The sequence below is a fragment of the Bacillus sp. SJZ110 genome (genome assembly GCF_006715455.1).
Classification (GTDB): Bacteria; Bacillota; Bacilli; order Bacillales; family Bacillaceae; genus Bacillus; species Bacillus subtilis.
The window spans coordinates 225,851-244,859 of record NZ_VFNF01000002.1; the positions used below are offsets into that span (position 1 = coordinate 225,851).

Below are 19,009 nucleotides of genomic sequence, written 5' to 3' on the forward strand. Positions count from 1 at the left end.
GCTACCTTTCCTCAGCGGGCTGGAGCCGATTGCCAGCCATTTTAGGGTCTTCTTTTTCTTTTGTTTCTTCATTGTTTTGCTTCACATGGATGAGCATCATCACAAGAATCCCGACAACGAGAGTCAATCCCGCGATGCTTAAAAACATGCCGGGTCTGGACCATTGCATCAGGCGGCCGAAAATCGGAGGACCGATCGCTACCCCTAAGAAACGTACAGAGCCGTACAGCGAGGTGACAAATCCCCGTCTTTCTTTGCCGACAGCCCCGGTAATAAAACTGTTCACACAAGGAAGGACAAGACCTGAGCCTATACTGCTCAGTACAAGAACACTGATAAAAAGGACAAGATTTTCAATGAATGACAGTGCCGCGTAGGATACGGTCATGAACGCCAATCCAAGTACGATCAGCTTTTTCATTAACGATTGCTTTTGCCCGATTTTGCTTCCTGTTGTATAGGACGTCACACACATAACCAAAAGCGGGATCGCTAAAATCAAGCCTTTTTTCACGCCGTCGGTGTCGTATGTTTTTTCAAGAACATCTGAGAGATAAAACAGGATGCCGAATAAAGTAAACAAACAGGTCGCACCGGCTAAATAAGCGGTAAACAGCCATCTGCCTTCATGTTTAAAGACACTTAACAGCCCTTTTGCATATTTTCCGATTGGTGGCGGTTCTTTTTCCTTTTTCTTTTCTTTAATAAAAATCCAAGTCAGTACGATCGAAATGATACAAAACACAGGAAAGGCAAAAAACGCGCCATACCAGACAAGCAGGGCGATCAGCGAGCCAATGATCGGCGATAGCACTTTCCCCATGCCGTTTGAAGCTTCAACAAGGCCGAGCACCTTGCTCTCCTGGGCGCCTTTAAACAGATCTCCCGTCAGTGCCATGGCAATTGGGCCGGTTCCGGCTGCCCCGATTCCCTGTAACGCTCGTCCTGCCATGACCCAAGGATAGGCATTGTCAAAAAAACCTGCCGCAAACCCGGCTAACAAACCGCCGGCACCATACAAAATTAAGCAGGGAATAATGATGACTTTCCTTGAGAATCGGTCTGCGAGATAACCGACAATCGGAATCGCAAATGCTGCAATCAAGGAAAATACTGTGATCACGAGACTGACTTGAAATTGTGATAAATGAAGTTCAGATTTCATTTTTGGCAAAATCGGAATAAGCATCGAGTTTCCTAGGGTTAATATTAAAGGGATTGAACCGATTGCTACAACCGTCATTCCATTATTTTGTTTTGATGATTCCATCTCAGAGCACACTCCTTTTCTTCTGCTTAGAATGTCCCTGATGGCTTCGTTTATTCAGCGATCAGACAGCAAAAAACCGAACAGAAGATACCTGTTCGGGAAAAAAGAGGGTTAACCGAGAGCCTGTGAAATCAAAGCATATAAGTGTCCATTTTGAATAGGCGCTTTTTTCTGAAAGAACAAAAGCGGAGGTTCATCATCTTTACGAAATCCCATTTCTATCAGGCTGTCATGCAGAGACGTGTGTTCACTCGGTATATCGATTCGCATCGGCCCTTGTTTGCCGGCCGCCAGCCTGTTAATTATTTGTGCTGCAACATCTGATGATGGAGCGATGATAGGGCCGAATTTCAAATTGGCCGGTGTCTGTACAGAAAGTCCGTAGCCAATTAGCTGTCCGTCATGATTTCTGGCGATGATACATTCGCATGAAGCAGAAATAAGCTGCTGCAAAAGATTTGATCGATCTCCGCCAAAGGCTTCCAGATCCGCCGCGGTTAAGTCGTGAAAGTCTTGTTCTCTAAAGGATGTCAGTTCAGCATCAAGCTTTTTTGTATAAGGTTGAAAACTGTGACAGCTGTACTTTCGCACTGAACCTGCCGTATGAAAACCTGCTTTTTCATAAAGCGGCAAACCTTCTTTTGTGGCGCAAAGCCTGATGGCGGTGTTTTCACCCGCTTGGGGGATACAGGCGTTTACCATACGCCGGCCGAGGCCGAGCCGTTGATATTCTTTGTCCACGATCACGAGGCCGATAGAAGCAAGCCGGCCAAACAAAAACAAGCCGATGCAGGAAATAATATCACCGCTGACATTTTGATAGCCGAAAAAGCGTCCTTGCTGGACAAGCAGTGCCAGCTCTTGTTCGCCGTAATCCGGCCACCCGGCTTGCCTGCAAAGCCGCAATAGACTAGGGATATGTTCTTCATGAAGCTTAATCAGCTTATCGATTACCCTCATACAGATCACCTGCTTGTTTCGAGTTTTTTATACATGATGATATGAGTGCCTATGCCGGGAATCTCAAACGGTTCGCCGAGTACTTCCCACCCAAGCTTTGAATAGTAGCCTTTCACATGGCTTCTGGCATTGCACCAGACTGCCTGAACGCCGTTCTTTGCCAGTTTCTCTTCCGCGTGTTTGATCAGCGTGCTCCCGCCTTTTTGATCGCGATATCCTTCAAGCGTTGCCATGCCTCTCAGCCGATATGCTGGGGATTCTGTTATTAATGGCTGATTTTGCGGGGAAAAAGAAGCGATGCTGATCAGCTTTCCTTCAAAAAATGCGCCGAGATGAAAGGAGCCTTTTGCATGATCCTCTTCATATTTGCATTGTTCAATGGATTGATGGGGACGCAGAATGCGGTGCCGGATTTCATATGTATCTTCCGCGGAAATGGTTTTGACTTCGAGCATAATGTTCCTCCTCATGACTGTTTTTCTATATCGTAACACGAATCCCGTTGAAAAAGACCGCCCGATTGGATCAGACAGTCTTTTAAGGGATTAATGCAAAAAGATATTTTGGCGCTGCTCATCTTTTTGCTGAATATAGGAAGTGAGCTCGGCGGTTAAGTCAGATCTGAGGAAAGGCGTTATCAAGTAGATGCCGTTAAACAGCTCGCATGCCGTATCCAGCAGGGAGCGTGCAATCGCAAGGCCTTCCGCCTTTTGCTTTTCTTTATCTTCACCGGCATGGGCCATTTTTTCGCGAATCGTATCAGACAGCTTAATGCCGGGAATTTCATTATGGATGAATTCGGCATTCCGGCTGCTTGTCAGCGGCATGATGCCGATATAGATCGGCGTCTTCAGATGTTTTGTTTCGTTATGGATATCGACAAGCTGATGCACGGAATAGACAGGCTGAGAAACAAAATAATCTGCGCCGCAATCTATTTTTTTCTCAAGCCGTTTTACCGCTTTATCCAGATGGCGGACGTTAGGATTAAATGCGGCGGCAACTGAGAAATTCGTTTTCTTGCCGAGCGGTTTTCCAGACAGAGACAGACCTTCATTGAATTGTTTGATCAGCCTGATTAAATCAAAAGATGTTAAATCATATACAGACGTCGCACCAGGAAAATCCCCGATTTTAGAAGGGTCACCTGTAATAGCAAGCACGTCATTCAGCCCTAACGTATCAAGGCCCATTAAATGTGACTGTAAGCCGATAATGTTACGGTCACGGCACGTAATATGGACAAGGGAACGCATATCGAGCTGTTGCTTGACAAGGGCACCGCAGGCAACATTGCTGATCCGCGGGGTCGCCAGAGAATTGTCGGCGAGTGTCAGGGCATCGATTCCCGCTTCTTTTAATTCAGCAGCCGCCGATAGAAATTTGTCAAAGCTTAGTTTTTTCGGCGGGTCCAGCTCTACGATAATAGAGCGTTTTTTCGCTGCGATCTCATCCAGGCCGGGCTCGGTTCGCTCGTGATGAACAGAAATGAATTCTTTCGCCCGGGTTTTGACTTCTTTTTCTGTAATCGGAACCAGCCCGCCAACCGCTTCCGCCATCGCCCTGATGTGATTCGGCGTTGTCCCGCAGCAGCCGCCGATAATCCGCGCGCCTTGCTTACGGAATTCTGACGCGCTGTTTTGAAAATACGTGTCGTCTGTTTCATAGACGAGCCGTCCCTCTTCAAGCGAAGGGAGACTGCTGTTCGGATAAACGGATAAGAATACGTCATCAAAAATCGGCACTTCGCTGAGCGCTTCAATCATGTGATAAGGGCCGAGGCGGCAGTTAATGCCGACGATATCAGCTCCGAGATCCGCAATCGAGCGCAATGCGTCAGAAAGCGGCGTTCCGTCCTGCAATACGCCTTGCTCGTGCATGGAGACATTGAGCATAATCGGAAGATCAGTCTCTTTGCGCGCGATTTTCAGCACTTCACGGGCTTCTTCCAAATCATAATATGTTTCTAACAGCAAGCCATCCGGCTCTTCATGCAGCAGCAGATACAACTGCTCGCGGAAGCTGCGCTTAATTTCGTCAAGACTGTACGCGTTTTTATTAAATGTCCGTATGCCGCCCATCGTTCCAAGCACGTATGCATCGCCTGCTGAAGCCCGCGCGATCTTTACGGCCTCCTGATTCATTTTTTTGATGTCATCCTCAAGACCGTGTCTGGATAATTTAATATAGTTGGCCCCGTACGTATTCGTTTGAATAATGTTGGCTCCCGCTTCAACATACGCTTTATGTATGCGCTGAATTTCCTCCGGCTTTGAAATATTGAGCTCCTCAAAACACCTGTCAATGCCATAGGAGTAGAGGAGTGTCCCCATGGCGCCGTCACCGATTAACACCTGTCTTTGCAAATCTTCTAAAAGTCCCATTGTCTGCCTCCTTTATTCACGTCAGCAAGGAAAAAAGAGAAATAAAAAAAGTCCTCTTAAGAAGAAGACTTTGTCAGTGATTTTGTCTCTTCTTATCTTCCAAGCTGTTCGAGCTTGCTGGATTTAGCACCTTGGTCATGGCTGATCGCCATTACACCGGTTGCTGAAGCTTCGTCGGGCCAGTCCCTCTGCTTCTCTTGATAAGAACGGATATGAAATTTTCGTGTCAGGAAGTGCCAAAAGATACCTGGCGTTTTTCCCTTTCTCCAAATTTACCGAAAATAAAGACAATAATCAATAGGAATCAGAAAATTTATCTGAAATTTATAAATTGAACGTCAATTGGCAGATCTGCTCCCCGCACAGCTGAGATAATCTGCTGCAGGTCATCTTTGTTTTTTCCGGTGACACGCACTTGATCATCCTGCACCTGAGACTTTACTTTCAGTCCGGAGTTTTTGATGATCGTATTGATTTTTTTTGCGTTGTCCTTGTCAATGCCTTGAACAAGCTTTGCACGCTGGCGCACCGTTCCGCCTGACGCGTTTTCAACCTTGCCGTACTCAATGTTTTTTGTCGGTACGTTTCGTTTAATCAATTTGCTGACCAGCACATCTTTCAGCTGGCTTAATTTGAATTCGTCATCGGAAACGAGGACCAGCTCCTCTTTATCTAAAGAAATGTCGCTTTTGCTGCCTTTAAAGTCATATCGGGTACTGATTTCCTTCAGTGCGATTTGGATTGCGTTTTGCACTTCAGGCAATTCCACCTTGGATACAATATCAAATGAGCTTTCTTTTGCCATATGAAAACCTCCATAACATTTAACTTATGTGTTGATTATAGTAGAATAAAGAGAAACTTCCAACAGAACAAAGAATCAATTTGTGATGATTGGAAAAAATGTTAACAAAATCCGCAGAGGAATAAGCGGAACAGGAAGGACGATAGCATGAGACCAGGGCAGCAATTAACCTTGAGTATAGATCACCAAACCGACTTCGGTTACTTTTTAACCGATGGGGAAGATACGATTCTCTTACATAACAGTGAAATGACTGAGGATATCGAGGACAGAGACGAAGTAGAAGTCTTTATATACGTCGACCAGCAGGAAAGGCTTGCGGCCACGATGAAAATTCCGGTCATCAGCGCGGATGAATATGGCTGGGTTGAAGTGGTGGATAAAGTGGAAGATATGGGCGTTTTCGTTGATGTCGGTTTATCGAAGGACGCACTAGTCGCAACTGAGCATTTGCCGCCGTACGAAGATGTCTGGCCGCAAAAAGGGGACAAACTTTACTGTATGCTGAAGGTGACGAACCGGGGGCGCATGTTTGCGAAACCAGCGCCGGAAGATATCATCAGCGAACTGTTTACCGACGCTTCAGAAGATCTGATGAATAAAGAGCTGACAGGTACGGTGTACAGGCTGATCGCATCGGGTTCATTCGTGATCACGGATGACGGTACCCGCTGTTTTATTCACCCGTCAGAAAGAAAAGAGGAGCCAAGACTGGGTTCAAGAGTCACAGGCCGGGTGATTCAAGTGAAAGAAGACGGTTCAGTCAACTTGTCGCTGCTTCCGAGAAAACAGGATGCAATGTCTGTTGATGCTGAGTGCATTCTAACGTATATGAGAATGAGAAACGGTGCCATGCCGTACAGTGACAAAAGCCAGCCTGATGATATCAGAGAACGTTTTAATATGAGCAAAGCCGCCTTTAAACGCGCGCTGGGCCATTTGATGAAAAACGGAAAAGTGTATCAGGAAAATGGATGGACATACGAGAAAAAATAGCATGAAAACGGCTCGCCTGCAGCAGACTGCGGAGCGAGCCGTTTTTTTATGTCTAGTTTAATTCATCAACCAGCGTTCTGATTGCCATTTCGCGATCCACATTGTCTGAAATCGCAATCGGCGTAATATCAATGGCGAGAATGATCAGAATCAGGGCACCTGCTGCAGCAACATAAGAAACATAATAGAAATAGTTAGCGGTATCAACAGTGTTGACAAGCTCGGCCTGAACTCTGGATGTATCATCCTTGGAAGCGGCGATTTCCTTTGCTGCTTCTACTTTTTCTTCAACGATTTGACCTGCTTTTTTCAGCAGTTCATCCACTTTCAATGCATCTTTGCTGTAAACAGCTTTCTTCAGGTTATCAAAAAAGTCAGCATCCTCTTTTTTAATATCAGCGACAACCTGATTGGCAAAAGCCTTTGCCTGTTTTGTGTTGAGTTTGTCTGTCATCGCTTTATTAAAGATCTCTGGAAGCTGTTTGCCAACTTCCCCTTGGGCAAACACAAAGCCTTTAAAAATTTCCTCACCTGAATACTCAAGCTGCTTTGCCTGTGCCACACTTTCTTGCTGCTTCACCAAAAACACAGTCGTCACCAATACAACCGACAAAAATACTAGAAACGCCTTCTTCAAACTGAAACCTCTCCCTTCTTGTGTTTTTTATTCCACAACAGTCTGCGAATATATGTAAATTGAATCGTGGAATCGATAGGAGTGAGATACAATATCAAAATGCCGGCCATGATAATGGAAAAACTGATGAGGCCCAGCATGACTGCAAAAATCTCATGCATAAAAACAGCGATGATCAAAATCAATCTCCAATGCTTCTTCGGCGCAAACAGCGCCGCGAAGATGACAATTTGAACCAGCAGCGTCCCCCATGTCGGAATCACCACGAACGGACTTGTTACAATTGGCTTCGTTAACGCCTGAAAAAAGCCGTTGAAGCCAATGGTTTTTTCCTGGGCAAAATAATAGACGGCCGTTCCGTCCACCCATTCCTGCTGAGACAGCTTAGCGACGGTAGAGTGAAAATAAAGCACCGCCACTTGGATTCTGATCACAAAATAAGAAATAAAAGCTGTTATTTTTCCAAGTGTTCTTTTGCCCTCTATAGGTCTCGTACTCCAATGCCATTTTCTCGGATCGGTCAGCGTGATGGGAAGCAATAAAAAGGTCATGACGGCTGCTGCCTGCTCGCCTCCGTCGATGACGATCAGCGATGACTGCAGGCTGTAACTGACATACCAATGCAGAACCCCGGTGATTCTGGGGCGCCAGCCAATGACAACAAGCACCAGAATGGCAATGCAGACCCATCTGAAAAGATTTAACATCATATAGTTATTTTCGCCGAGGCAAAAGAGACTGAGATTCATTTTACAAGCTGGATAGCTGCTGATCCCGCTGGCTGGCTTCATAATGAGGCTCGGGTGATTGATGAGCAGCGTCAGCAGGCTGGATAGCGCAATGATGCTTCGCGCGAGGCCGTATACATTTGTCCACGGGTTTCTTTCGTCCCATCTGGTGATGGTCTGTTTTATGTTTTCGAGCATGAGATCACAACCTTGACTATGCTTTTTACCTGATAAGACGAAGGGGTGTATTTAGAATAGCTCCAAGGAACAATATCCTCTTTCGTCAAATAGTAGCTGCCACAAAGCAGCGGGCGGGGAGAGGGTGTTTTTAATTGCACGGTTTTGGCTTTGCTTTTGCATGCGCCGAGGTCCTTTTCTTTACATGCTGTCCACTGTTCCTTGCCGACTTGGCTGTAGATCACGCCCATTTCAACGCCTTGTGACCGCCCATACCGATACAGGCCGAATAGGTTGTCAGCCCTCATATTGGGCCATCTGACCTTGGCGCTGGCATTTTCAGCCTCATATAAGCCGATTGCAGTATCACGCGGATTTTTGCTAAAAAAGCCCCAGCCCTGAGGGAGGATGCTGGACATGAGAAATTTGGAGTCCTTTGTCAGCGGAATCGGGGTTGTCCCTAAGCTGCCAATAATAGAAAACAGAAATAGCGAACCCCAAAGGATTGAAAAAATGACAAAAAATGATATCGATTTCTGCATTCGACTGCTCCTTTTAACCTGAAGAATCGTTTTTACACTTTTCATAATATAAAAACATTTATGTAATAAAAAGGTTAAAAAGTATGAGAAATTCCATTTTTGTTAAAAGAAAAAACAGGACATTTTACACTGCTATATGTGATTGATATATAGTGGTTTTTTCGATATATTTAAACCATGAAAACGAATCAAGTTAATGACCGCTGGATTGTTCAATTTCGAAAAGGGATTTTCGAGCTGGCCATCCTATCCCTTCTGCGTTCTAAACCGATGTACGGTTATGAGCTGACGTCATCCTTAAAAACCACCTCGGCGCTGGCTATTTCAGAGGGAGCGATTTATCCGATTTTGAAACGTATGACCGAGAAGGGATGGATCGAATTTTTTTGGGAAGATTCACTGGACGGCCCGAAAAGAAAGTATTACAAAATGACGCAAAAAGGAGAAGAAATGTTAAAAGAACGGCTGGAGAAATACCTGGAAACCCATCAAGCCTTACTGTCTTTATCGGGGGATTTGCTATGAATGGACAGCTTATCATTGACCGATACATGGAGGAACTAAATGCAGAGCTGGCGAATATGCCTGATGTAGAGAGAGAAAACGCTATCGACGAATTAAAGGGGCATATCACCGCTTTCGTTCAAGACAGAATCAAAGCCGGCCTTAGTGAAGAGGAACTGCAGGAAGCTGTTGAATCTGAATTTTCTCATCCGAAGGAGCTTGCCGAATTGATGATGGGTGATGGGGGAGAGACGAAAAGGAGGAGGTCTTTATTGGGCAAAAGCTGGCTTTCGGTCCTTCTCATTGTCACGATTATCGCCCTGCCGCTGCTGCCGTCCGACTTCAGACAGCTGCCGCTGGCTGTTTATTTAATGGTGCTCGCCGGATATGTATGGAAGCGAAAAAAATTGATGATGTTTGCAGGTGTCAGAAAAAACAAAATGCGCTCTCAAAAGGAGATTGTTACGATTTCGCGAGTCGGTGCGGTTTATCTGCTGTTTTTAGCAGTGCTGCTTCTTTTGAGCCCGTTCCTCAATGCGCTTGTCGTCCTGCTGCTGATTGCAGTAAGCTGCGCCGCTTTTTTTCTTTTTCTTAACATCAAGTAATCTTGTAGGAGGCTGTAAGATGGAAATCAGCATCAATTATCTATTAATTGTCATCGCGCTTTTATTCTTTGTGGTTGCCTATTTTGTCGGAATCAAAAAACAAACCTGGATGCTGGCTGGGTTTAACGAGGCGCGTATACGGGATAAAGACCGGCTGGCCAGAATAGCAGGCTACTTTTTCTTGAATTCCGGTTTGTTCATTTTGCTGAATAGTTTTATCTCATTTCAAGGTCAGGAGCAGCTCATACCTCCGCTTATACTGGCATATGGAGCAGGGGTTATTATTTATGTCAATAAAAAATTAGTAGAGTAGAAAAAGAAGGGCAGAGCGAAATATCTCCGCCCTTCTTTTTTGGGAAAATAAGAACGAAGCACCACATACAAGTTTTTGTATTTTTGATAGGATGAAGAAAAATGGTAGATTCCAAAATAGGAAGGATGTGGTGTTTTGCGCAACCTGACCAAGACATCTCTATTACTGGCCGGCTTATGCACGGCGGCCCAAATGGTTTTTGTAACACATGCCTCAGCTGATCAAAGCATCAAATACGACCATACGTATCAAACCCCTTCATACATCATCGAAAAGTCATCGCAGAAGCCGGTACAAAACACAACCCAGAAAGAATCGCTATTTTCCTATCTTGACAAGCATCAAACGCAGTTTAAGCTCAAAGGGAATGCGAACAGTCATTTTCGCATTTCGAAAACCATAAAGGATCCAAAAACAAAACAAACGTTTTTTAAATTAACGGAGGTTTACAAAGGAATTCCGATTTACGGCTTTGAACAAGCGGTCGCGATGAAGGAAAACAAACAAGTGAAAAGTTTCTTTGGAAAGGTGCATCCGCAAATCAAGGACGTCTCCATCACACCGTCTATTTCTGAGAAAAAAGCAATACATACAGCAAGGCGTGAGCTCGAGGCTTCCATTGGAAAAATCGAATATCTTGATGGGGAACCAAAAGGCGAATTATATATCTATCCACACGACGGTGAATATGATCTCGCCTACCTTGTGAGACTCTCGACATCTGAACCTGATCCTGGCTATTGGCATTATTTCATCGATGCCAAAAACGGAAAGGTCATTGAGTCCTTTAATGCCATTCATGAAGCGGCAGGTACAGGAATCGGCGTATCAGGTGATGAAAAAAGCTTTGACGTCACAGAACAAAATGGGCGCTTTTATTTGGCTGACGAAACAAGGGGAAAAGGGATCAATACATTTGACGCGAAGAACCTGAACGAAACCTTGTTTACGCTTTTGTCTCAACTAATCGGGTATACGGGCAAAGAAATAGTCAGCGGCACGTCCGTATTTAATGAACCTGCGGCTGTAGACGCACACGCAAATGCGCAAGCCGTTTACGATTATTACAGCAAGACATTTGGCCGTGATTCTTTTGATCAAAACGGAGCAAGGATTACGTCTACCGTGCATGTCGGCAAACAATGGAACAATGCTGCGTGGAACGGTGTCCAGATGGTATACGGGGATGGAGACGGTTCGAAATTTAAGCCGCTGTCTGGATCGCTCGACATTGTCGCGCATGAAATCACACACGCAGTCACACAGTATTCCGCCGGTCTTTTATATCAAGGAGAACCCGGTGCATTAAATGAGTCCATTTCTGACATTATGGGCGCGATGGCTGACCGTGATGATTGGGAGATCGGCGAAGATGTCTATACTCCTGGTATTGCAGGAGATTCATTGCGGTCATTGGAGGACCCATCTAAGCAGGGAAATCCAGATCATTACTCGAACCGCTACACAGGAACAGAGGATTATGGCGGAGTCCATATCAATTCGTCCATTCACAATAAAGCAGCTTATCTTCTTGCAGAAGGAGGCGTGCACCACGGTGTACAGGTTGAAGGGATTGGGCGTGAAGCAAGTGAACAAATTTACTATCGGGCTTTAACATATTATGTAACGGCATCTACAGATTTCAGCATGATGAAGCAAGCGGCGATTGAAGCTGCCAATGATTTATACGGTGAAGGCTCGAAGCAATCAGCTTCAGTCGAAAAGGCGTATGAGGCTGTCGGAATTCTATGAGCAAACAAAAACAGTCAGACTCTGTGTCCTGACTGTTTTTGTTTGCTCATTTTCTTAAAAAAAATATCGCCAATGTACCTGGACCGGCATGCGAGCCGATTGCTGAACTGATTGGATGCATAATGATTTCTTTCGGCTTGAACGCTTCCTCAATCAGGTGTTTCATGTCCGTGGCTTTTTCTTTGTTCGCGGCGTAGCTGATCCCGACGGTTTGATCGCTCCAATCATCCCCGCGCTCTTTCATAAGCTCGATGATCCGTTTGAAAAGTTTCTTCTGTCCGCGGATTTTTTCCAGAGGCACAAGCTTGCCGTCCTCCATCTGAAGCAGCGGTTTAATATTCAACAGGCCGCCGACAAAAGCGGACGTTTTGGATATCCGGCCGCCCCTCGCGAGATATGTTAAATCATCAACGGTAAAAATGTGTTCAAGCTGGCTGCAAAAGTTCTTTACAGACGTTTCAATTTCTTGTATTGTATTCCCGTTGATACAGAGATCGGCAGCATGCCGGACAGCCAGACCGTATCCTAATGAAGCGCATTTGGAATCAATGACCCGCAAATCAAAATCGGGGAATTCCTCCTTCAATTCATTGGCGATCATTACAGCTGTCTGATACGTGCCGGAGAGACCTGAGGAAAAGGCAATGTAAAGAGCGGGATCACCTGTTTCGGCATATTGCAAAAACACATTTTTAATCGTTTGCGGTGAGGCTTGGGACGTCTTAGGGGTTTCTCCATTTTGCATCGCTTCAAATATTTGATCCGCATGAATTGTGACTGCATCTTCGAATTCTTTATCGCCGAGAGAAACCCTGAGCGGAATAAAGCCAATGCCTTTTTCTTCAAAATAAGAACGAGGCAAATCAGTAGCGCTGTCAGCGATGAGATGAACTGTCATATTGCTTCCCTTCTTTCCGTTATCGCTCGTTATCAAGAGAGTTAAGCCAACTATATCATATTAATTTGCCAAAATCGTGTTCAAATATTTGTTTTAAGGGAAAACATAATAAAGAAGAAAGAGCGGAGGAACATGCCATGGTACTAGATCAAACAAAAAAATTACTCATCGTCATCATCGGCGCTTTACTCAATGCTGCCGGGCTGAACTTATTTTTGATACCTGCAGATGTATATGCCAGCGGATTTACAGGTGTTGCCCAGCTTTTATCAAGCGTCGTTGATCAATATGCCCCCTTTTACATATCGACGGGAACGCTCTTGTTCCTCTTAAACATTCCGGTCGGTATTTTAGGATGGCTGAAGGTCGGCAAATCGTTTACAGTGTACAGCATTTTAAGTGTCGCACTCACTACTCTGTTTATGGGGATCCTGCCGGAAACAAGCCTGTCACATGACATTTTGCTGAACGCGGTGTTCGGCGGCGTCATTTCCGCAGTCGGTATCGGCTTAACATTAAAATACGGAGCTTCGACAGGCGGGCTTGATATCGTCGCCATGGTACTTGCAAAGTGGAAGGATAAACCCGTCGGCACGTATTTCTTCATTCTGAACGGGATTATCATCTTGACGGCAGGATTATTGCAAGGTTGGGAGAAAGCATTATATACCCTGGTTACACTATATGTGACAACGAGGGTGATCGACGCCATTCACACTCGCCACATGAAGCTTACGGCAATGATTGTGACGAAAAAAGCGGACGAAATCAAGGAAGCCATTTACGGAAAAATGGTGCGCGGCATCACAACTGTTCCGGCAAAAGGAGCTTTTACGAACGAACAGAAAGAAATGATGATTATCGTCATCACGAGGTATGAACTGTACGATTTAGAAAAGATCGTCAAAGAAGTTGATCCAAAAGCATTTACGAACATCGTTCAAACGACAGGGATTTTTGGTTTCTTTAGAAAAGACTGACGAAAGCAGGTGGAAGTCGTGAAACGGCTGCTTGTGATGCTCCTCCCCGTGCTGCTTTTGATAGGCTGCGGGAAAGATGAGCAGACAGAACCCGATAAGGAGGTATCAGGCGGAATGGAGAATCAAGAGGTTGTTTTATCTATTGACGCAATTCAGGAGCCTGAACAAATCAAGTTTAACATGTCGCTGAAGAACCAAAGCGAACGTGCTATTGAGTTTCAATTCAGCACAGGGCAAAAATTTGAACTTGTCGTGTATGATTCTGAGCACAAAGAAAGATACCGTTATTCGAAAGACAAAATGTTTACGCAGGCTTTTCAAAACCTGACGCTTGAATCTGGAGAAACATATGATTTCTCTGATGTGTGGAAGGAAGTCCCTGAGCCCGGAACCTATGAGGTCAAGGTGACATTTAAGGGCAGGGCGGAAAATCTCAAGCAGGTTCAGGCTTTTCAGCAGTTTGAAGTCAAATAAGAGGCTATGGCGAGTCGCCATAGCCTTTTTTTATTGCAGTTTGTCCAGCTGATTTTGAAATTGATGCAACTGTTGACGTTCCGCATCTGTCGAATTGGCATACGCAGAAGATACAGCATTTTTGGCTCTCAGAATCGCTTGCTCCTGATCGCCTTCCTCAAAGCCGTTTGTCACCATGACCGCCTGTTGAACAAATGATTTTGCCTGCTGAAACAGTTCATTTCTCATTTAATATTCATACTGCCTTTCAGCCGAGTCTCGTGCCGCGGCATGCTGGTGAGCTTCTTCTAAAGTAGACCGATATGGAAATCTTGCGGCGTGTAGCCCGATGGAGTCTTTACCCTGCTGAATAAACCTTCTGGATTTGCTTCGTTTACCCATTTTGAGACTGCCCCCTTCCATACTTTGACGAGATGAGTCGTCTTCAATAGTATGGTGGGGTAAAGTAAGGTTTATGAGTGGGAAAAATTAATACGGACCTTCTTTAAAGTGAGAAATATTCTTTCAAAAACCTTGCCACGCCGTCCTCTTCATTTGTGGCCGTAGTTCGGTTGGCAATCTGCTTGACCGCGTCAATTCCATTTCCCATTGCAACGCCGCAGCCTGCAAATTCAAGCATTTCCAAATCGTTATCCTCATCTCCAAAAGCAATGATCCGCTCCCTAGGCACGCCGTAATAATCGCTGATTTTCTGCAGGCCGACCGCTTTATTCATGCCGCTTTTGATAATTTCAATGACATGCCACGGAGCGGCCCATCTTCTATGGTCGATCACCTCGGCATGCACATCCGATAAATATGAGCGTATTGCCGGCACATCCTCTTCCTTTGCATGTATGAGTACGGACGTCACATCTTCACCGAGATTTTCCCGCAAGTCTCCGACCGTTACATTTGTTGTGTTCATGTTAAAGGCATCTATCAGGTGCTCATCATGGTAATGAAAGTATACGTCGTCAATCACTTCAGCAAGCACGTTATGTACGTTGTAGCTCTCGCTGATATCCACGAGCTGTTTGACAACATCAAGCGGCAGTGACGTATGATACCGTCCCCAGCTGTCGTCTTGCGGATGATGGACAAATGCTCCGTTAAAATTGACAATTGGCGTTGTCAGCTCCATCTGCTGGTAGTACATGGAACTTGAACGATACGGACGGCCTGTTGAGATGCAGACATGATGCCCGTCATCTTTTAGGCGCTGTATCGTCTGAAGGGTGTTTTCAGATATGGTTTTATCATCCTTTAATAATGTTCCATCTAAATCTAATGCGATTAAATAGGGTTTTGTCTCCATGAAAAGCTCCTTTAACCTTAGATTTTGCTTGTTTTGCCTTACTTACAGTGTAGCTTTTTACCATCTTTATTGTCTACATGTTACACTTATGATTATGGTTATCCTAAGGAGGGGCACATTGTGATACAAATTGAGAATCAAACCGTTTCCGGTATTCCATTTTTACATATTGTAAAGGAAGAGAACAGGCACCGCGCTGTTCCTCTCGTGATCTTTATCCATGGTTTTACAAGCGCGAAGGAACACAACCTTCATATTGCTTACCTGCTTGCGGAGAAGGGTTTTAGAGCCGTTCTACCGGAGGCTTTGCACCATGGGGAACGGGGAGAAGAAATGGCTGTCGAAGAGCTGGCGGGCCATTTTTGGGACATCGTCCTAAACGAGATTGAAGAGATCGGCGTGCTTAAAAACCATTTTGAAAAAGTAGGCCTGGTAGACGGCGGCCGCATCGGTCTCGCAGGCACGTCAATGGGCGGCATCACAACGCTTGGCGCTTTGACTGCATATGATTGGATAAAAGCCGGCGTCAGCCTGATGGGAAGCCCCAATTACGTGGAGCTGTTTCAGCAGCAGATTGACCATATTCAATCTCAGGGCATTGAAATCGATGTGCCGGAAGAGAAGGTACAGCAGCTGATGAAACGTCTCGAATTGCGGGATCTCAGCCTTCAGCCGGAGAAACTGCAACAGCGCCCGCTTTTATTTTGGCACGGCGCAAAAGATAAAGTTGTGCCTTACGCGCCGACCCGGAAATTTTATGACACGATTAAATCCCATTACAGCGAGCAGCCGGAACGCCTGCAATTTATCGGAGATGAAAACGCTGACCATAAAGTCCCGCGGGCAGCTGTGTTAAAAACGATTGAATGGTTTGAAACGTACTTATAAAGCACGAAGTTATTAACAAGAGCTGAATTTACGTTATACTGTAGAAAAAAGGAGTGAGGGAACGTGGAAGAAGCATTAAAAGAAAACATCATGGGCGCCCTGGAACAGGTTGTCGATCCTGAGCTTGGCGTTGATATCGTGAACCTCGGCTTGGTATATGACGTTGATATGGATGAAGATGGCTTGACGCACATCACCATGACGCTAACATCAATGGGATGCCCTTTAGCGCCGATTATCGTGGATGAGGTCAAAAAAGCATTAGCGGACCTTCCTGAAGTGAAAGACACAGAGGTTCACATTGTATGGAATCCGCCTTGGACTAGGGATAAAATGTCCAGATACGCAAAAATTGCGCTTGGCATTCAATAAAACAAAAGAGGACAGCCTGATATGTGAGGCTGTCCTTTTTTACAGCTGAAAGGAGTGAAAGGAAATGATGTACCTGCTGGCAGTTTTATGCCCGCCGCTTGCTGTTTTGTTTTCGGGAAAACCGTTTCAGGCCTTGCTGAATCTCATATTGACCTGTATCTTTTGGCTGCCGGGCGCGATTCACGCCTGCTTTATCGTCGCCGACCGCCGTGCCGAAAAACGGGCAAGAAGATAATTTGGAAAAATGAGGACGCAGTCATGGTATAATGGTCATAAAAAACAGCAGGGAGAGCACTATGAAAAAGAAATTGCTTGCATTCGCGCTTTGTACTGGCGCGTATGCGGCCCTGTTTGCGTACTCTGTGAACCCAGAGCAAAAAACAGCCACAAGCGAGATGACGGATGTCAGCCGCCTGATGCCTGTAAAAATAAAGCAGACAGTGAAAGGGCAGGAAGAGGAAACGCTCATTGACACAGTCAAAGAGGCAAATCGAAAAAACATAAAAATTTCAATCGCCGGTGCCCAGCACTCCATGGGCGGCCATACATATTATGAGGACGGCATCGTTCTCGACATGACGGGCTACAACAAAATCCTGTCACTCGATCAAGAGAAGAAAACCATCAGGGTGCAAAGCGGTGCAACGTGGAATGATATCCAGAAATACGTGAATCCATACGGACTCGCGGTAAAAGTCATGCAGTCACAAAACATTTTTACAATCGGCGGATCTCTCAGCGCAAATGCACACGGACGTGATATTCGCTACGGCTCGCTGATTGATACAGTCAAATCATTTCGGCTTTTAAAAGCTGACGGGACGATTATCACTGTCACTCCAAAAGATGATTTGTTTACGGCGGTCATCGGAGGGTACGGCCTTTTTGGCGTGATTCTTGATGTAACGCTTGAGCTGACAGATGATGAGCTGTATGTCATGAAGACAGAAAAATTACAGCACATACTCAGACTATTTTTCAAAGCATGTAAAAGGAAATCCAGATGTCCGAATGCATCTGGCGCGAATTTCAACAGCGAAAAAAGGATTTCTGAAAGACATGTATGTCACGAATTACGTATTGGCTGATCATCAGGATCAACTGCCATCATACAGCGATCTCAAAGAAGATGAGTATACGGGAGCCACAAAGTTTGCACTCGGTTTGTCAAGACGGTATGAATGGGGCAGGAATTGGCTGTGGGACACACAGCAATCCTATTTCCTGAGCCAAAACGGCACAGAGATTTCACGCAATAACGTCATGCGGTCCGAATCAAAGTTTCTTGAGTATGAAAACAATGACAACACAGATGTTTTGCAAGAATACTTTGTGCCCGTGAAGGAGTATGGGTCCTATATTGATGACCTGAGACAAACGCTGTCGGACGAAGATCTGAACCTGCTGAACATTACGATCCGCTACGTGCAGAAAAATGAAAAGGCCGACCTTTCCTATGCGAAGGACGATATGTTTTCGCTCGTACTATTAATAAACGAGGGCTTTTCAAAAGAAGACCAGGCAGATACTGCCCGAATCATCAGGCGCATGACAGAAGTTGCCATCAAGCACGGCGGCAGCTATTATCTGCCTTATATGACCTACCAGACAAAAGCGCAAATGAGACAGGCATATCCGAAAAGTGAAGCGTTTTTTCAGAAAAAACGAACCTATGACCCGGATGAGCGCTTTATGAATTACTTTTATCAGAGGTATAAATAATGGGGAAAAACAAATTAAAATGGCTGACATTATCACAAAGCAGCGTGTTTTTCGCAAGCAGCTTAATCTTTCCGTTTTATATTCTGTTTGTGAAAAATATCGGCTCAAGCTACACACAGTTCGGTTTTTCCTACGGATTGTTCGGGTTGAGCGGAGCGCTCATTTACCCGCTCCTCGGACGGCTGTCTGAAAGGTTTGACAGCCGTTATTTTCTGCTTCTGAACTCGTGGGGGATGGCTGTTCTGCTTTTATATGTCCCGCATATCGGAAGCGTCGTTCAAGTGTACATCGTCCAAGTGCTGTTAGGGCTCTTTGGAGCGATGCAAAAGCATGGAGAAAAAGTGCTGATCGCTAATTTTACAGACAGCGGAGAGCGTGGAAAGAAGATTGGGAATTACCATTTTTGGACAGCTGTCTTTTCAGCAGCAGCCATTATGCTCGGGGGCTTTCTCGCTGACTTTTTTACAGTGCAAATGATTTTTTATGCAAGCTCTATTCTATATTTTTTGAGTGGATTGATGATGATGAAAACAGGCTGACGCGGTCAGCCTGTTTTTTTATGCGGCTGAAATGCGGCGCCGCATCAACGTTTTTGTGCTGAAGTCATGCTGATTTTTTTGAGCGGAATTTCCATTGAACAGAAAATTTATAAATGAATAAAAATATTAAATATACGATTGAATTAATTTTTATTCATGTTATAAT

The 19,009-nt window shown here is 45.1% G+C and carries 22 protein-coding genes, 2 pseudogenes and 1 riboswitch; of the genes and pseudogenes, 12 read left to right on the forward strand and 12 right to left on the reverse strand.

The annotated features are described in order from the left end of the window. Position 1: 1 nt before the first annotated feature. The 5 genes from FB592_RS06660 to FB592_RS06680 form a co-directional block, all read right to left on the reverse strand. On the reverse strand, positions 2–1,270 hold the full coding sequence (locus tag FB592_RS06660) for an MFS transporter (protein WP_014476404.1): 1,269 nt from the start codon (positions 1,268–1,270) through the stop codon (positions 2–4). A 111-nt stretch (positions 1,271–1,381) separates the two neighbouring features. Next, a complete protein-coding gene (locus FB592_RS06665; protein ID WP_021479579.1) occupies positions 1,382–2,230 on the reverse strand; it encodes a GNAT family N-acetyltransferase in 849 nt (282 codons plus the stop codon). 5 nt (positions 2,231–2,235) lie between these two features. Next, positions 2,236–2,685: a GNAT family N-acetyltransferase gene (locus FB592_RS06670; RefSeq protein ID WP_021479578.1), complete on the reverse strand. Its 450-nt coding sequence runs from the start codon at positions 2,683–2,685 to the stop codon at positions 2,236–2,238. Between the two features lie 90 nt (positions 2,686–2,775). Further along, the gene (locus FB592_RS06675) at positions 2,776–4,614 is read right to left on the reverse strand and encodes a bifunctional homocysteine S-methyltransferase/methylenetetrahydrofolate reductase (protein WP_021479577.1); all 1,839 of its coding nucleotides are present in this window, start codon (positions 4,612–4,614) and stop codon (positions 2,776–2,778) included. An 89-nt stretch (positions 4,615–4,703) separates the two neighbouring features. Continuing rightward, positions 4,704–4,821: riboswitch (SAM riboswitch) on the reverse strand. 106 nt (positions 4,822–4,927) lie between these two features. Continuing rightward, entirely contained in the window at positions 4,928–5,419 is a 492-nt protein-coding gene (locus FB592_RS06680; RefSeq protein WP_014479415.1) for a YajQ family cyclic di-GMP-binding protein, read from the reverse strand. A 98-nt stretch (positions 5,420–5,517) separates the two neighbouring features. On the opposite strand from FB592_RS06680, the pseudogene FB592_RS06685 reads away from it, so the two are divergent. Continuing rightward, a pseudogene (locus tag FB592_RS06685) lies at positions 5,518–6,415 on the forward strand (CvfB family protein). 52 nt (positions 6,416–6,467) lie between these two features. Here FB592_RS06685 and FB592_RS06690 read toward each other — a convergent pair. The 3 genes from FB592_RS06690 to FB592_RS06700 are packed head-to-tail and all read right to left on the reverse strand — an operon-like array spanning position 6,468 to position 8,499. Beyond that, positions 6,468–7,052 carry a sporulation delaying protein family toxin gene (locus FB592_RS06690; protein WP_141949400.1) on the reverse strand — a complete coding sequence of 195 codons (585 nt, stop codon included), beginning with the start codon at positions 7,050–7,052 and terminating at the stop codon, positions 6,468–6,470. Beyond that, positions 7,049–7,978 (reverse strand): sporulation-delaying protein SdpB family protein, encoded by a 930-nt coding sequence (locus FB592_RS06695; protein ID WP_003233028.1) that lies wholly within the window; start codon positions 7,976–7,978, stop codon positions 7,049–7,051. Before FB592_RS06695 ends, FB592_RS06690 begins: the two co-directional genes overlap by 4 nt. After that, positions 7,963–8,499 (reverse strand): SdpA family antimicrobial peptide system protein, encoded by a 537-nt coding sequence (locus tag FB592_RS06700; RefSeq protein ID WP_128747023.1) that lies wholly within the window; start codon positions 8,497–8,499, stop codon positions 7,963–7,965. Before FB592_RS06700 ends, FB592_RS06695 begins: the two co-directional genes overlap by 16 nt. Positions 8,500–8,676: 177 nt before the next feature. Between FB592_RS06700 and FB592_RS06705 the strand changes: the two genes are divergently transcribed. The 4 genes from FB592_RS06705 (at position 8,677) to nprB (ending at position 11,673) form a co-directional block, all read left to right on the forward strand. Further along, entirely contained in the window at positions 8,677–9,024 is a 348-nt protein-coding gene (locus tag FB592_RS06705; RefSeq protein WP_003245674.1) for a PadR family transcriptional regulator, read from the forward strand. Further along, a complete protein-coding gene (locus FB592_RS06710) occupies positions 9,021–9,608 on the forward strand; it encodes an HAAS signaling domain-containing protein (protein WP_046160269.1) in 588 nt (195 codons plus the stop codon). Before FB592_RS06705 ends, FB592_RS06710 begins: the two co-directional genes overlap by 4 nt. A 19-nt stretch (positions 9,609–9,627) precedes the next feature. Further along, on the forward strand, positions 9,628–9,921 hold the full coding sequence (locus FB592_RS06715) for a DUF3784 domain-containing protein (RefSeq protein ID WP_003233021.1): 294 nt from the start codon (positions 9,628–9,630) through the stop codon (positions 9,919–9,921). Between the two features lie 135 nt (positions 9,922–10,056). Continuing rightward, positions 10,057–11,673 carry a neutral protease NprB gene (nprB, locus tag FB592_RS06720; protein WP_015715662.1) on the forward strand — a complete coding sequence of 539 codons (1,617 nt, stop codon included), beginning with the start codon at positions 10,057–10,059 and terminating at the stop codon, positions 11,671–11,673. 46 nt (positions 11,674–11,719) lie between these two features. Here the strand turns inward: nprB and FB592_RS06725 are convergent, their stop codons facing one another. Next, complete coding sequence (locus FB592_RS06725; protein ID WP_021479572.1) at positions 11,720–12,571, reverse strand: DegV family protein; 852 nt, start codon at positions 12,569–12,571, stop codon at positions 11,720–11,722. A 137-nt stretch (positions 12,572–12,708) separates the two neighbouring features. On the opposite strand from FB592_RS06725, the gene FB592_RS06730 reads away from it, so the two are divergent. Both FB592_RS06730 and FB592_RS06735 read left to right on the forward strand, forming a co-directional pair. Then, positions 12,709–13,551: a YitT family protein gene (locus FB592_RS06730; protein ID WP_003245017.1), complete on the forward strand. Its 843-nt coding sequence runs from the start codon at positions 12,709–12,711 to the stop codon at positions 13,549–13,551. 18 nt (positions 13,552–13,569) lie between these two features. Continuing rightward, a complete protein-coding gene (locus FB592_RS06735) occupies positions 13,570–14,025 on the forward strand; it encodes a BsuPI-related putative proteinase inhibitor (protein ID WP_021479571.1) in 456 nt (151 codons plus the stop codon). A 30-nt stretch (positions 14,026–14,055) separates the two neighbouring features. On the opposite strand, the gene FB592_RS06740 is transcribed toward FB592_RS06735, so the two are convergent. The 3 genes from FB592_RS06740 to yitU form a co-directional block, all read right to left on the reverse strand. Then, the gene (locus FB592_RS06740) at positions 14,056–14,253 is read right to left on the reverse strand and encodes a DUF3813 domain-containing protein (protein WP_003245613.1); all 198 of its coding nucleotides are present in this window, start codon (positions 14,251–14,253) and stop codon (positions 14,056–14,058) included. Beyond that, on the reverse strand, positions 14,254–14,406 hold the full coding sequence (locus tag FB592_RS20930) for a hypothetical protein (RefSeq protein WP_003245103.1): 153 nt from the start codon (positions 14,404–14,406) through the stop codon (positions 14,254–14,256). Between the two features lie 103 nt (positions 14,407–14,509). Further along, positions 14,510–15,322: a 5-amino-6-(5-phospho-D-ribitylamino)uracil phosphatase YitU gene (gene yitU / locus FB592_RS06745; RefSeq protein ID WP_021479570.1), complete on the reverse strand. Its 813-nt coding sequence runs from the start codon at positions 15,320–15,322 to the stop codon at positions 14,510–14,512. Positions 15,323–15,442: 120 nt separating this feature from the next. On the opposite strand from yitU, the gene FB592_RS06750 reads away from it, so the two are divergent. The 5 genes and pseudogenes from FB592_RS06750 (at position 15,443) to FB592_RS06770 (ending at position 18,843) form a co-directional block, all read left to right on the forward strand. Next, positions 15,443–16,210, forward strand: coding sequence for a prolyl oligopeptidase family serine peptidase (locus tag FB592_RS06750; RefSeq protein WP_021479569.1), 768 nt, complete (start codon positions 15,443–15,445; stop codon positions 16,208–16,210). Between the two features lie 63 nt (positions 16,211–16,273). Further along, entirely contained in the window at positions 16,274–16,582 is a 309-nt protein-coding gene (locus FB592_RS06755; protein ID WP_003232998.1) for a metal-sulfur cluster assembly factor, read from the forward strand. Positions 16,583–16,646: 64 nt separating this feature from the next. Next, positions 16,647–16,817, forward strand: a complete 171-nt coding sequence (locus FB592_RS06760) for a YqaE/Pmp3 family membrane protein (RefSeq protein WP_003232996.1) — start codon at positions 16,647–16,649, stop codon at positions 16,815–16,817. 61 nt (positions 16,818–16,878) lie between these two features. Further along, positions 16,879–18,304: pseudogene (locus FB592_RS06765) on the forward strand (FAD-binding protein). Next, a complete protein-coding gene (locus FB592_RS06770; RefSeq protein WP_003232993.1) occupies positions 18,304–18,843 on the forward strand; it encodes an MFS transporter in 540 nt (179 codons plus the stop codon). Before FB592_RS06765 ends, FB592_RS06770 begins: the two are co-directional and overlap by 1 nt. Positions 18,844–19,009 lie beyond the last annotated feature (166 nt).